Genomic DNA, 12,458 nt, shown 5'->3' on the forward strand with positions numbered 1-12,458 from the left:
CCGAGGTCACCCGCGTGAGCGAGTCCGATCGCCTGTTCGCCCAACCCCAGCAACGTGTCGCCGACTTCGTATTCAACGAAGACGTGGTGCGCGTGTTCCCCGACATGATCAAGCGCTCCGTGCCGGGCTACCCCACCATCGTCGAGAACATCGGCGTACTCGGCGCGCAGTTCGCCCAGCCGAACAGCGTGCTCTACGACCTCGGCTGCTCGCTCGGCGCGGTCACCCAGTCGCTGCGCCGCCACGTCCGCAACGACGGCTGCCGGGTGATCGGGGTGGACAACTCGCACGCGATGATCGAGCGCTGCAGTGAATACCTGCATGCCCAGGACGCCATGTACCAGGAGCTGCTGCCGGTCGAGCTGATCGAGGCCGACATTCTCGCCCTGGACCTGCAACCCACCTCGCTGGTGGCGATGAACTTCACCCTGCAGTTCGTCGCCCCCGACCAGCGCCTCGGCCTCCTGCGCAGGATCCGCCAGGCGCTGCTGCCCGGCGGCGCGCTGATCCTCTCGGAGAAACTGCGCTTCGCCGATGCGCAGGAGCACGCGCTGCTCACCGACCTGCACATCGCCTTCAAGCGTGCCAACGGCTACAGCGAGCTGGAGATCGCGCAGAAGCGCAGCGCGCTGGAAAACGTCATGCTCCCCGACACCTTCGAGGAACACCGTGAACGGCTGCTGGCCGCCGGCTTCAGCCGGGTCAGCCAATGGTTCCAGTGTCTCAACTTCGCCTCGATGATCGCCCTGCCATGATCCAGCACCTCGCCCTCGACGCCCTCCAGCGACACCTCGCCGGCTCGCCGCTGTACGGCTGGGCGACCAGCCTGCCCGCGCAGATCGCCGCGCGCATCGAGGAAGGCCACGGCGACCTGGCCCGTTGGTGGAGCGCGGTCCAGCGCCTGCCCCAGGTGCCCGCGCCGAAGGTCGAACTGGCCCAGCGCTTCGCCCTGCACAGCGACCACGATGCGGCGCTGCAAGCGCAGGTGAAGGAAGCGCTGCAAGGGCTGATTCCCTGGCGCAAAGGCCCCTTCGACTTCTTCGGCGTGCAGGTCGACACCGAATGGCGTTCCGACTGGAAATGGGAGCGTGTCTCGCCACATGTCGAACTGCGTGGCAAACGCGTCCTCGACGTCGGCTGCGGCAACGGCTACTACCAGTGGCGCATGCTCGGCGCCGGCGCGGAAAGCGTGGTCGGGGTCGATCCGAACTGGCTGTTCCTCTGCCAGTTCCTCGCCGCCAAGCGCTACCTGCCGGAGCTGCCGGCCTGGCACCTGCCGCTGGCCCTGGAAGACCTGCCGGAGAAGCTCGAAGGCTTCGACACGGTATTCTCCATGGGCGTGCTCTATCACCGTCGCTCGCCCATCGACCACCTGCTGGCGCTCAAGGACTGCCTGAAGCGCGGCGGCGAACTGGTCCTGGAGACCCTGGTGGTGGAAGGCGACGCCAGCACCGTGCTGGTGCCCGAGGACCGCTACGCGCAGATGCGCAACGTCTGGTTCCTGCCCTCGGTGGCAGCCCTGGAGCTCTGGCTGCGCCGCGCCGGGTTCGCCGACGCGCGCTGCGTCGACGTCAGCCTGACCAGCGTCGAGGAACAACGCTCCACCGAATGGATGCGTTTCCAGTCGCTGCCGGAATTCCTCGATCCGCAGGACCGTTCGCGAACCGTCGAAGGCCTGCCGGCACCGATGCGCGCCACGCTGGTGGCGCGCAAGCCCTGACAGCGAATAGGGAAAAGCCCATCCTCGGATGGGCTTTTTTTCATGGCTTCATCCGCCCCGCAGGTCGACGGGAAGCGGGGCGCGATTGCCTCAGCGCTTGGTCGCCGCGGCCAGCATCAGCGCTTTCATCTCGGCCACCGCCTGCCTGAAGCCGACGAACAGGGCGTGGGCGACGATGGCGTGGCCGATGTTCAGCTCGTTGATGCCGTCGATGGCCGCGACCGGCTCGACATTGTGGTAGTGCAGGCCATGCCCGGCGTTGACGATCAGGCCGAGGGAACGCCCGAGGGCCACGCCCTCGCGTACCCGCTGCAGCTCACGGGCCTGCTCCTCGGGGTCTTCGGCGTCGGCGTAGCGACCGGTATGCAGTTCGATAGCCGGCGCGCCGACCCGGGCGGAGGCCTCGATCTGCCGCGGATCGGGATCGATGAACAGCGACACTTCGCTGCCCACCGCAGCCAGGCGTCGCACCGCGTCGCGGATGCGCTGTTCCTGGCCAGCGACGTCGAGGCCGCCCTCGGTGGTCAGTTCCTCGCGGCGCTCGGGGACCAGGCAGCTATGCGCCGGCCGGATCTCCTCGGCGAAGGCGAGCATTTCCTCGGTGACCCCCATCTCGAAGTTCATCCGCGTCTGCAGCACTTCCTTGAGCACCCGCACGTCGCGTTCCTGGATATGCCGGCGGTCCTCGCGCAGGTGCACGGTGATACCGTCGGCGCCGGCTTCCTCGGCGTCCAGGGCGGCCTTCACCGGGTCCGGATAGCGGGTGCCCCGGGCCTGGCGCAGGGTGGCGACGTGATCGATGTTCACGCCGAGCAGAATTCGAGTGGCTTCAGTCACGGGGTGACTCCTTACGGTTCATGAACAGCTCGCGGCTGACCAGCGGCCGGCCGCCCAGATGGGGAGCGAGCGCCTGGCGCATCAGGCGCTTGGCCGCCGCCAGGGCGCCGGGGGCGCTCCAGTCGGCGTCGGCCATGGATAACAGTTCGGAGCCCTGGAACAGCCCGGGTTGCAGCTGCGCCACCGGCTCCAGGCCGGCCTCTGGCAAAAGCTGGTACAACGCCTGCGGCTCGATCGGGCGCCCATCGATGTCGACATCGAGAGCGAAACCATAGCCCAGTTGCTCCAGCAGGCGCCATTCGAACGCGCGCAGCAGCGGTTCGATGGGTCGCCCCGCCGCCAGCAGCGGCAGGGTCGCGGCGTAGTGGGCGAAGATTTCCGGCTGCGGGTCTTCCGCCGGCAACAGGCGGATCAACAGCTCGTTGAGATAGAGACCGCTGAACAGCGCCTGGCCATTGAGCAGGTTGGGAATACCGGCGCTTTCCAGGCGGGCCACGGTCTTCAGTTCGCCGCGCCCGCGCCACTCCGCTTCCAGCGGCACGAATGGCCGCGCCAGGGCGCCAGCCTTGCCGCGGGCGCCGCGCAGGACCGCGCGCAGGCGACCCAACGGGGTGAAGAAGTCCACCAGGGCGCTGGTTTCCTTGTACGGCCGGCTATGCAGCACGTAGGTGGCTTGGGCGGCGGCGAAGGACATGGCGGGTCGACCGGGCGCGAGAGGAATGGCGCCCGGCTGGCGCCGGGCTGCCGGGAACGGTCAGAGGTCGCCGTAGCCCAGCGAGCGCAGGGCACGCTCGTCGTCGGACCAGCCGCCCTTGACCTTGACCCAGAGGTTGAGCATGACCTTGGAGTCGAACAGCACTTCCATGTCCTTGCGCGCGTTCTGGCCGATGCTTTTGATCCGCTCGCCCTTGTCGCCGATGATGATCTTCTTCTGCCCCTCGCGCTCCACCAGGATCAGCGCATGGATATGCAGGATGCGACCTTCCTGCTTGAACTCCTCGATCTCCACGGTGATCTGGTAGGGCAGCTCGGCGCCGAGCTGGCGCATGATCTTCTCGCGGACCAGCTCGGCGGCCAGGAAGCGGCTGCTGCGGTCGGTGATCTGGTCTTCGGGGAAGAAGTGCTCGCTTTCCGGCAGACGCTCGGCGACCAGCTTCTCCAGCACGTCCAGGTTGGTCCCGTGCTGCGCCGAGATCGGTACTACCTCGGCCTTCGGCAACTGCTGGGTGAGCCATTCGAGGTGCGGCAGCAGGTCGGCCTTCTCCTCTATGCGGTCGGTCTTGTTCACCGCGATCAGCACCGGGCAACTGACGTACTGCACGCGCTCCAGGACCATCTGGTCCTCTTCGGTCCAGCGGGTGCGGTCGACCACGAAGATCACCACGTCGACATCCTTCAATGCCGCGCTGGCGGTACGGTTCATGTAGCGGTTGAGGGCCTTCTCGCCGCTCTTGTGCAGGCCGGGCGTATCGACGTAGACGGCCTGCACCTCGCCCTCGGTCTTGATCCCGAGCATGTTGTGACGGGTGGTCTGCGGCTTGCGCGAGGTGATCGCCAGCTTCTGCCCGAGGATGTGGTTGAGCAGGGTGGACTTGCCCACGTTGGGGCGGCCCACAATCGCCACGTAGCCGCAACGGCTGCCGGCGGGGATGTCGTCGTGCATGTCAGTCATGGCCATTCTCCACGCCCAGAGCCACCAGCGCGGCGGCCGCGGCCACCTGCTCGGCGATGCGGCGGCTGCCGCCGTGCCCGTGGGTCTTGTCGCTCAGCAGGGCCACTTCGCAATCGACGAAGAAGGTCCGGCAATGGGGTTCGCCCTGGATATCCACCACCTCGTAGCGCGGCAGGTCGCAGCCACGCGACTGCAGGAACTCCTGCAGGCGGGTCTTGGGGTCCTTGTTGGTGTCCACCGGGGTCAGCTCGCGCAGTTGCGGTCCGAGCCAGGCGATGATCCGCTCGCGCGCGGAGTCCATGCCGGTATCCAGGTAGATGGCGCCGATCAGGGCTTCCATCGCATCGGCGAGGATCGACTCGCGGCGGAACCCGCCGCTCTTCAGCTCGCCCGAGCCCAGCCGCAGGTAGTCGCCCACCTCGAAGCCGCGCGCCAGCAGGGCCAGGGTCTCGCCCTTGACCAGTCGCGCGCGCAGGCGCGAAAGCTGGCCTTCGCGAGCCTGCGGGAAGTGGTGGAACAGCGCCTCGCCGATGACGAAGTTGAGAATGGCGTCACCGAGGAACTCCAGGCGCTCGTTGTTGCGCCCGGCGTAGCTGCGATGGGTCAGGGCCAGGACCATCAGGTCCCGGTCTTTGAAGGTATAGCCGAGCTTGCGCTCGAGTCGGTCCAGCGAATTACTCACGGCATGCGTACACGGAATTCTTTGTCGAAGTGGACCACCAGGTCGATGTTGCTGATCAGTGGCTCGCGTTTTTCATATTTCAGGTGCGCCCGGAATTGGTTGTCTTCCAGTTGCACCTCCAGGGCCTTCTCCAGGTCCAGGTTGCGGATGCCGTTGATCTGCATCCCCTTGCCGACGTAGCTGTAGAACTCCGGCACGGAACGCACCTCGGCCGCCTTGTCGGTCTCCACGGAAGTGATCACCTTCTCCAGCGAGTAGTAATCCATGTAGTGCGGGATGATCTTGAATGCGGCGCTGGCGAAGAACGCCACCACGCCCAGCACCACCAGCCACCCCAGCAGGGACATCCCCTTCTGCGAACGCGCGAACCTCATGTCGGACCTCATGTCAGTGTAGTTATTCCGTCCAGCGAGCGGTAACGCCATCGGGCAGGGCCCTGCGGCGGCGTTCGCGGAAGTGAAAGCGGGGCTGCCCTCGGGAGCAGCCCCGCTTCGCGATTATTCAGCAGGAGCGCCCTTCCGCGTGGCGAACCTGCGCACAGGTCAGTGAATCACGCCGACCCGGGAGAAGTTCGGCAGGTTGCTCATCTTCGGATCGGGCCAGCTCATCCACACGGCGAAGGCCTTGCCGACGATATTGCGGTCCGGAACCATGCCCAGCAGATCCTTGGGGATCTTCGGATCGTTCCAGTAGCGGCTGTCGTTGGAGTTGTCGCGGTTGTCGCCCATCATGAAGTAGTGGCCGGCGGGAATGGTCCACTGGCGGTCGGGCTCGATGCGATAGCGGCTCATTTCCTTGCGGATCAGGTGCTCGGCCTGGCCCAGCTTCTCCTGGTACAGGGTCACGCTGCCCAGGGTACCCGGTTCCTCGCCGACCAGTTTCTCCGCCACCAGCTCGCCGTTGACGTACAGGCGCTTTTCCCTGGTGTAGCGCACGGTGTCGCCGGGCAGGCCGACCACGCGCTTGATGTAGTTGATGTTCGGTTCACTGGGATAGCGGAACACCATGACATCGCCGCGCTGCGGATCACCGATCGGGATCACCTTGGTGTCCAGCACCGGCAGGCGGATGCCGTAGGCGAACTTGTTGACCAGGATGAAATCGCCGACCTCGAGGGTAGGTTTCATCGACCCCGAGGGAATCTGGAACGGCTCGACCAGGAAGGAACGCAGCACCAGCACGATGAACAGTACCGGGAAGAACGACTTGCCGTACTCCACCAGCAGCGGTTCCTTGTTGAGCTTCTCCAGCACTGCCGGATCGGGCTCGTTCACCTGCCCTTCGTAGGAAGAGATCGCGGCCCGCCGACGCGGCGCGAACAGCACCAGGTCGACCAGGGCCAGGGCGCCGCATACAGCCACGGCGATGACCAGCAACAACGGGAAATTGAGTGTCATGGGTTCTAGCTATCCACTTTGAGCACGGCGAGGAAGGCTTCCTGGGGAATTTCCACGCTACCGACCTGCTTCATCCTTTTCTTACCAGCCTTCTGCTTCTCCAGCAGCTTGCGTTTACGGCTCACGTCGCCACCGTAACACTTGGCCAGCACGTTCTTCCTGAGCGCCTTGACCGTCGAGCGGGCGATGATCTGCCCACCGATGGCTGCCTGGATCGCCACGTCGAACATCTGCCGCGGGATCAGTTCCTTCATTTTCTCCACCAGCTGGCGGCCCTTGTAGGGGGCGTTGTCGCGGTGGACGATCAGGGCGAGGGCGTCGACCTTCTCGCCATTGATCAGCACGTCGAGACGAACCAGGTTGGACGGCTCGAAACGATCGAAGCTGTAGTCCAGGGAAGCATAGCCGCGGCTGGTGGACTTGAGGCGATCGAAGAAGTCGAGCACCACCTCGTTCATCGGCAGGTCGTAGACCACCTGCACCTGGCCGCTGAGGAAGTGCATGTCGCGCTGCACGCCGCGCTTCTCGATGCACAGTGTGATCACGTTGCCCAGGTGGTCCTTGGGCACCAGGATGGTGGCGCGGCAGATCGGTTCGCGCATTTCCTGGATGGACGCCAGGTCCGGGAGCTTGGACGGGTTGTCAACGTAGATGATCTCGCCGTTCTTCTGCACGATCTCGAAGACCACCGTGGGCGCGGTGGTGATCAGGTCCAGGTCGTATTCGCGCTCCAGGCGCTCCTGGATGATCTCCATGTGCAGCATGCCAAGGAAGCCGCAACGGAAGCCGAAGCCCAGGGCTTCGGAGCTTTCCGGCTCGTATTGCAGCGACGAGTCGTTGAGGGTCAGCTTCTGCAGGGCGTCGCGGAAGTCCTCGAAATCGTCCGAGCTGACCGGGAACAGGCCCGCGTAGACCTGCGGCTTGACCCGCTTGAAGCCCGGCAGGACCTCGACGTCCGGCGTGTTGTTAAGGGTCAGCGTATCGCCCACCGGCGCGCCGTGGATATCCTTGATACCGGCGATGATGAAGCCCACCTCGCCCGCCTTCAGGTCGACGGTCTCGGTGTGCTTCGGAGTGAATACCCCGACGCTGTCCACCTGGTGGACCTTGCCGGTGGACTTCACCAGGATCTTGTCGCCCTTTTTCACCCGGCCGTTCTTCACCCGCACCAGCGAGACCACGCCGAGGTAGTTGTCGAACCAGGAGTCGATGATCAACGCCTGCAGCGGCGCCTCGATCTCGCCTTCCGGGGCGGGGATGGCGGTCACTAGGCGCTCCAGCACCTCCAGCACACCCATCCCGCTCTTGGCGCTGCAGGCCACGGCGTCGGTGGCGTCGATGCCGATGATGCTCTCGATTTCCTCTTTCACCCGCTCCGGCTCGGCCTGGGGCAGGTCCATCTTGTTCAGCACGGGCATCACTTCCAGCCCCTGCTCGATGGCGGTGTAGCAGTTGGCGACGGACTGCGCCTCGACGCCCTGGCCGGCGTCCACTACCAGCAGCGCGCCCTCGCAGGCGGCCAGCGAGCGGCTGACTTCGTAGGTGAAGTCGACGTGGCCGGGGGTATCGATGAAGTTGAGCTGGTAGGTCTTACCGTCCTGCGCCTTGTAGTGCAGGGTCACGCTGTGGGCCTTGATGGTGATCCCGCGCTCGCGCTCCAGGTCCATGGAGTCCAGGACCTGGGCCTCCATTTCGCGATCGGAGAGGCCGCCGCACATCTGGATGAAGCGATCGGCCAGCGTCGACTTGCCATGGTCGATATGGGCAATGATGGAGAAATTGCGGATATGGCTCAGGTCGCTCACGGCTCAACACACTCGAAAAGGGCAAGGGCGGCAATCCGCCGAAAAATAGCCGGGGAGTTTACCTGATGCTCGGGCAAGGCGTCACGCAGGTAACGGATTGACGGGCATGAAAAAGGGCGGTGGAAACCGCCCTTTTTTCGCCAGCCGGCTTATTCGGCCAGCTTGAAGGTGATGAAGCTGGCGCGCCCCTGGCGCAGTACCCGCATCGAAACCGAACGGTTCTTCGGCAGGGCCTTGGCCACGTCGGCGAAGATCTTGGTCGAGGTCACCGCCTTGTTGTCCAGGTGGGTGATGACATCGCCCGGACGCAGGCCGATGACCGCGGCCGGACCGTCCTGGACTTCCTTGATCACCACGCCGCCCTGGATATCCAGGCTCTTGCGCTGCTCGGCGGTCAGGTCGGCGACGGTCACGCCCAGGCGGTTGCTGCTGCGCTCGGCGCCCGGAGCGCCCATCGAGGCGATTTCCTCGTCGTCGTCCGGAAGGCTGCCTACCGCCATGCTCAAGGACTTGCGCTGGCCGTTGCGAATCACGTCCAGGTTGATCTTGTCGCCCGGCTTCATGTTGCCCACCAGGTGCGGCAGGTCGGCGGACTCGTTGATCGACTGGCCGTTCAGGCTGAGGATCACATCGCCCACCTGCAGGCCGCCCTTGGCCGCCGGACCGTCTTCCACCAGCTGCGCCACCAGCGCGCCGGACGGCTTGTCGAGGCCGAAGGACTCGGCGAGATCCTTGTTCACTTCCTGGATCACCACACCCAGCCAGCCGCGGCTGACCTTGCCGGCTTTCTTCAACTGGTCGGCGACGTTCAGCGCGACATCGATCGGAATGGCGAAGGACAGGCCCATGAAGCCGCCGGAACGGGTGAAGATCTGCGAGTTGATGCCGACCACTTCGCCCTGCAGGTTCAGCAGCGGACCGCCGGAGTTACCCGGGTTGATCGCCACGTCGGTCTGGATGAAGGGTACGTAGCTCTCGTTCGGCAGGCTACGCCCCTTGGCACTGACGATACCGGCGGTGACCGAGTGATCGAAGCCGAACGGCGAACCGATGGCCAGGACCCATTCGCCCACTTTCAGCTTGTTCGAATCGCCCAGTTTCAGGGTCGGCAGGTTCTTCGCCTCGATCTTCAGCACCGCCACGTCGCTGCGCGGGTCCGCGCCGATCAACTTGGCCTTGTGCTCGCTACGGTCGGACAGGCGCACCAGGATCTCGTCGGCATCGGCCACGACGTGATTGTTGGTGAGGATGTAGCCGTCGTTGGAGATGATGAAGCCGGAACCCAGCGATTGCGCCTCGCGCTGCTGCCCGCGCGGATTGCGCGGAACCTGCGGGATGCTGCGCTCGAGGAAGTCGCGGAACATCGGCGGCAGCCCTTCGAGGTCGGGGATCGACAGCTGCCCGCGCGCCATGGCGCGATCCGGCAGCTTCTGCCGCGTACTGATATTCACCACCGCCGGCGACGCCTGTTCGACCAAAGGCGTGAAGTCCGGCAGTTCTGCCCGGGCCGTCATCGCCAGGCTCAAGGCCAGCAAGGCCACCATCGCAGCCATACAGCGTTTTAGGGTATGCATCGACTACAGCTCCCGTGATGTTCGAGGGAAGAGAAAGACTCAGGCCGAATCGGACGGCCCGGAAATCAGCGCTCGCAGAACCACCGGCTGCGAGGCTGGATCATCGGCATGACGACGAGCATGCCGACGCACCAATAGCCAGGCCGCCAGCAAACCCGCCAGCCCGGACACGATGATCAGAGGTTCGACAAGGCCCGCCCGGGTCGCCAGCAATGCTGCCACGAAAAACCCGAGCAGAGGGAAAAGATAGAAGAGGACGGAGGCGCGCAACAACAGGTCTTCATGAATTCCTAGGACGACCGCATCGCCGACCCGCAGGCTCAGGTCGCTCAACGCGCGCACCCGGGCACGCCCCGCGCCGACGCCCAGGCGCTGCATCAGCCCCTGGCCGCAACCGGCATTGGCCGAGCAGGACGAGCAGGTACTGCGGCGCACGGTCTCGACCCATACCGCTCCCGGCTCGGTCGCCACCACTCGCCCCTGCTCCTCGATCATTTCTGGGCGGCGGCCTCGGGCCGGATGGACAGCGCCACCCGCTCGGCGGTGCCCAGCGGCACTTCGCCGACGACGGTCACCATCTGGCCGCCGTCATCGGTCTGCAGGCGCTTGGAAACCACCACGGTCGGGCCGAGCTGGCTGCGCGCGTCGCCAACCATGGCACCGTGCAGCGGCTCGATGAACACCGAGAATCGTGCCAGGCCATCGCCATAGGTCAGGCAGGCGACCGGATCGGGGGTGACCGGACTGCGACGCATGAAACTGCGGGTCAGGGTGAAACCTGGCGGCAGCCACTCCGAGCGCCAGGCCACGGCCTTCTCGCCGTCGGCCTTGGCCGGGCCGACGACCTGGCATTCGGCGCCCGCCTGCAACTGGTCTTCGGCAGGTGCCGCGCCGGTATTCAACTGGGTGAACTGGAAGCGCTCGAGCAACTGCCCCTTCTCGTTCAGCAGCAGAGATTTCAACGGCAGGCCGGTGTCGCGGTCCAGGTGCAGCTCGAAGCCGTAGCGATGCTGGTCGCGCGGGGTCACCGCGAGGACCACTGCCGGGCGGCCGGCGACACGGGATTCGCCGACCAGGCGCAGGTCGTACCAGGAAGCCAGTTGGGAAGGATCGAACTTGCGCACCGGCCACAGCTGGGCATCGGCCAGTTGGTCGGCAAGGCCGCCGCTGATGCACTGGGTGCGCCCATCGACCCGGACCACTTCCTGGCGCGCGCCGTCGAGCTGAAGCAGGCGCTCGCGAACCGCGCCATCGCTCTCCACGCGATGCCAGATCTCATGGGTGGAGAAGCTGCCATTGCGCTCGTAGACGAAGGTGCCTTGGAAACTGTTCTGGCGATCGGCCTCGGCGAGACGATTCAGCCAGTCGGAAGCGTCGGCAGCCTGAGTGGCGGGAACCGCCATCAGGCTGCCAAGCAAAAGCAACAGGGAGGTGGTGCGCATGTCTCTCCTCAGCGGTTTTCCAGGCTGGCTGCCCGAGCGTAGGGCAGCGCGCTCTCTGTACCACTGACGGCGGATTGTTGCACGTGCTGACGCAGGTAGATCGGCAGACGCTGCTCATGCCAGCGGGTATCGCTGGACGAGGAGTTGGTGATCACCTGCGGCGCCCCCTGCTCTTCGCTGTAGCCGGCCAGCACGGCCGGGCCTTTCACCTGCGGCAGGGCGATCTGCGGGGTGGTCCCCTGTTGCGCCATCTGCGGCAGGGCGTCGTTCTGGTTGTACAGACGCACGCCGGCCAGCACCGCCAGGGTCACCGAGGCAGCGACCGCCAGGCGACCGACCATCCGCCACGGCCCCTTCTCCGCTTTCGGCGGAGCGGCCTCGTCGGCCAGGGCAGCCGAGACCGCCGCAGCGATATCCAGCTTCGGCAGGGTAGGCTCGCGGTGCATGACGGACCGCGCCAACTGGTAGCGCGACCAGGTGGAACGCAGCTCGGCATCCTCGCCGCAAGCTGCGAGCACCCGCCGCAACTCGAGTTCATCCGCTTCGTTATCCATCACAGCGGACAGAGTTTCCTGCAGGGCTTCACGACTCATAGCGATACCTCTCTTGGCATTTGCCGCTGTGTCAGGCTTCTCGCAACAAAGGCTGCAGAGCTTTGTCGATTGCTTCACGAGCGCGGAAGATCCGCGACCGCACCGTCCCCACCGGACACTGCATCACGGTGGCGATATCTTCGTAACTCAAACCTTCGAACTCGCGCAGGGTCAGGGCCGTGCGCAAATCCTCGGGCAACTGCTGGATGGTCTGGTGCACGGTGGCCTCGATCTCATCCCGCAACATCGCCCGTTCCGGCGATTCGATGTCCTTCAGGGCGTGGTCGCCCTCGAAGAACTCCGCATCCTCTGCGGTCACATCGCTGTCCGGCGGCCGACGCCCGCGAGCGACCAGGTGGTTCTTCGCGGTGTTGATGGCGATCCGATACAGCCAGGTATAAAAAGCACTATCGCCGCGGAAATTGCCGAGCGCGCGGTATGCCTTGATGAAGGCTTCCTGCGCTACGTCCTGGGCTTCCTGGGCGTCGTGCACGAACCGCACGATCAATCCCAGTATCTTGTGCTGGTATTTCAGTACCAGCAGATCGAAAGCCCGCTTGTCTCCGCGCTGTACCCGTTCAACCAGTTGCTGATCCTGTTCCTGGGTTAGCATGAAAGCTCCTCTTCGAACCTGGAGGAGCTTCGAGCGTCCCAGCGAATCGTCTTGCCAAGATAGACTCGGGCTTCTTGCAAAAGTTCTCCCCTCCAAGCATGCGTCACGAGTTTTTTCCTCGCT

14 protein-coding genes are annotated in these 12,458 nt (G+C 65.1%); 2 read left to right on the forward strand and 12 right to left on the reverse strand.

Going from position 1 to position 12,458, the window contains the following annotated elements:
- Positions 1–14: 14 nt before the first annotated feature.
- Together cmoA and cmoB are read left to right on the forward strand one after the other, a co-directional pair.
- Positions 15–755, forward strand: a complete 741-nt coding sequence (gene cmoA / locus M6E97_RS19930; RefSeq protein ID WP_003123029.1) for a carboxy-S-adenosyl-L-methionine synthase CmoA — start codon at positions 15–17, stop codon at positions 753–755.
- Positions 752–1,720, forward strand: a complete 969-nt coding sequence (gene cmoB / locus M6E97_RS19935; RefSeq protein WP_003085573.1) for a tRNA 5-methoxyuridine(34)/uridine 5-oxyacetic acid(34) synthase CmoB — start codon at positions 752–754, stop codon at positions 1,718–1,720. The genes cmoA and cmoB overlap by 4 nt, the downstream gene beginning before the upstream one ends.
- A 90-nt stretch (positions 1,721–1,810) precedes the next feature.
- Here cmoB and pdxJ read toward each other — a convergent pair whose 3' ends face one another.
- From pdxJ to rpoE, 12 genes are all read right to left on the reverse strand, one after another.
- Entirely contained in the window at positions 1,811–2,557 is a 747-nt protein-coding gene (gene pdxJ, locus M6E97_RS19940; protein ID WP_003101974.1) for a pyridoxine 5'-phosphate synthase, read from the reverse strand.
- A complete protein-coding gene (gene recO, locus M6E97_RS19945; RefSeq protein WP_003085569.1) occupies positions 2,550–3,251 on the reverse strand; it encodes a DNA repair protein RecO in 702 nt (233 codons plus the stop codon). The genes pdxJ and recO overlap by 8 nt, the downstream gene beginning before the upstream one ends.
- A gap of 60 nt (positions 3,252–3,311) precedes the next feature.
- On the reverse strand, positions 3,312–4,229 hold the full coding sequence (era, locus tag M6E97_RS19950) for a GTPase Era (RefSeq protein ID WP_003085566.1): 918 nt from the start codon (positions 4,227–4,229) through the stop codon (positions 3,312–3,314).
- Positions 4,222–4,911 carry a ribonuclease III gene (gene rnc, locus M6E97_RS19955; RefSeq protein WP_003085565.1) on the reverse strand — a complete coding sequence of 230 codons (690 nt, stop codon included), beginning with the start codon at positions 4,909–4,911 and terminating at the stop codon, positions 4,222–4,224. Before rnc ends, era begins: the two co-directional genes overlap by 8 nt.
- Positions 4,908–5,285 (reverse strand): DUF4845 domain-containing protein, encoded by a 378-nt coding sequence (locus M6E97_RS19960; RefSeq protein WP_003085562.1) that lies wholly within the window; start codon positions 5,283–5,285, stop codon positions 4,908–4,910. Before M6E97_RS19960 ends, rnc begins: the two co-directional genes overlap by 4 nt.
- 168 nt (positions 5,286–5,453) lie before the next feature.
- Complete coding sequence (lepB, locus tag M6E97_RS19965; protein WP_003085558.1) at positions 5,454–6,308, reverse strand: signal peptidase I; 855 nt, start codon at positions 6,306–6,308, stop codon at positions 5,454–5,456.
- Between the two features lie 5 nt (positions 6,309–6,313).
- The gene (gene lepA, locus M6E97_RS19970) at positions 6,314–8,113 is read right to left on the reverse strand and encodes a translation elongation factor 4 (RefSeq protein WP_003085555.1); all 1,800 of its coding nucleotides are present in this window, start codon (positions 8,111–8,113) and stop codon (positions 6,314–6,316) included.
- 149 nt (positions 8,114–8,262) lie between these two features.
- A complete protein-coding gene (gene mucD, locus M6E97_RS19975) occupies positions 8,263–9,687 on the reverse strand; it encodes a serine protease MucD (RefSeq protein WP_022579820.1) in 1,425 nt (474 codons plus the stop codon).
- A gap of 39 nt (positions 9,688–9,726) precedes the next feature.
- On the reverse strand, positions 9,727–10,182 hold the full coding sequence (mucC, locus tag M6E97_RS19980; protein ID WP_003110245.1) for an alginate biosynthesis regulator MucC: 456 nt from the start codon (positions 10,180–10,182) through the stop codon (positions 9,727–9,729).
- Positions 10,179–11,129: a sigma factor AlgU regulator MucB gene (mucB, locus tag M6E97_RS19985; RefSeq protein ID WP_003085548.1), complete on the reverse strand. Its 951-nt coding sequence runs from the start codon at positions 11,127–11,129 to the stop codon at positions 10,179–10,181. Before mucB ends, mucC begins: the two co-directional genes overlap by 4 nt.
- 8 nt (positions 11,130–11,137) lie before the next feature.
- Positions 11,138–11,722, reverse strand: coding sequence for an anti-sigma factor MucA (gene mucA / locus M6E97_RS19990; protein ID WP_003101958.1), 585 nt, complete (start codon positions 11,720–11,722; stop codon positions 11,138–11,140).
- Positions 11,723–11,753: 31 nt separating this feature from the next.
- Complete coding sequence (gene rpoE, locus M6E97_RS19995) at positions 11,754–12,335, reverse strand: RNA polymerase sigma factor RpoE (RefSeq protein WP_003085543.1); 582 nt, start codon at positions 12,333–12,335, stop codon at positions 11,754–11,756.
- Positions 12,336–12,458: the final 123 nt, after the last annotated feature.

Source organism: Pseudomonas sp. B111 (genome assembly GCF_026428275.1).
Taxonomy (GTDB): Bacteria; Pseudomonadota; Gammaproteobacteria; order Pseudomonadales; family Pseudomonadaceae; genus Pseudomonas; species Pseudomonas aeruginosa.

Bases quoted from the DNA above. Each gene is read 5' to 3' on its own strand.
- cmoB (WP_003085573.1), top strand. From the start codon at position 752: ATGATCCAGCACCTCGCCCTCGACGCCCTCCAGCGACACCTCGCCGGC.
- recO (WP_003085569.1), bottom strand. From the start codon at position 3,251: ATGTCCTTCGCCGCCGCCCAAGCCACCTACGTGCTGCATAGCCGGCCG.
- era (WP_003085566.1), bottom strand. From the start codon at position 4,229: ATGACTGACATGCACGACGACATCCCCGCCGGCAGCCGTTGCGGCTAC.
- M6E97_RS19960 (WP_003085562.1), bottom strand. From the start codon at position 5,285: ATGAGGTTCGCGCGTTCGCAGAAGGGGATGTCCCTGCTGGGGTGGCTG.
- lepB (WP_003085558.1), bottom strand. From the start codon at position 6,308: ATGACACTCAATTTCCCGTTGTTGCTGGTCATCGCCGTGGCTGTATGC.
- mucD (WP_022579820.1), bottom strand. From the start codon at position 9,687: ATGCATACCCTAAAACGCTGTATGGCTGCGATGGTGGCCTTGCTGGCC.
- mucC (WP_003110245.1), bottom strand. From the start codon at position 10,182: ATGATCGAGGAGCAGGGGCGAGTGGTGGCGACCGAGCCGGGAGCGGTA.
- mucB (WP_003085548.1), bottom strand. From the start codon at position 11,129: ATGCGCACCACCTCCCTGTTGCTTTTGCTTGGCAGCCTGATGGCGGTT.
- mucA (WP_003101958.1), bottom strand. From the start codon at position 11,722: ATGAGTCGTGAAGCCCTGCAGGAAACTCTGTCCGCTGTGATGGATAAC.
- rpoE (WP_003085543.1), bottom strand. From the start codon at position 12,335: ATGCTAACCCAGGAACAGGATCAGCAACTGGTTGAACGGGTACAGCGC.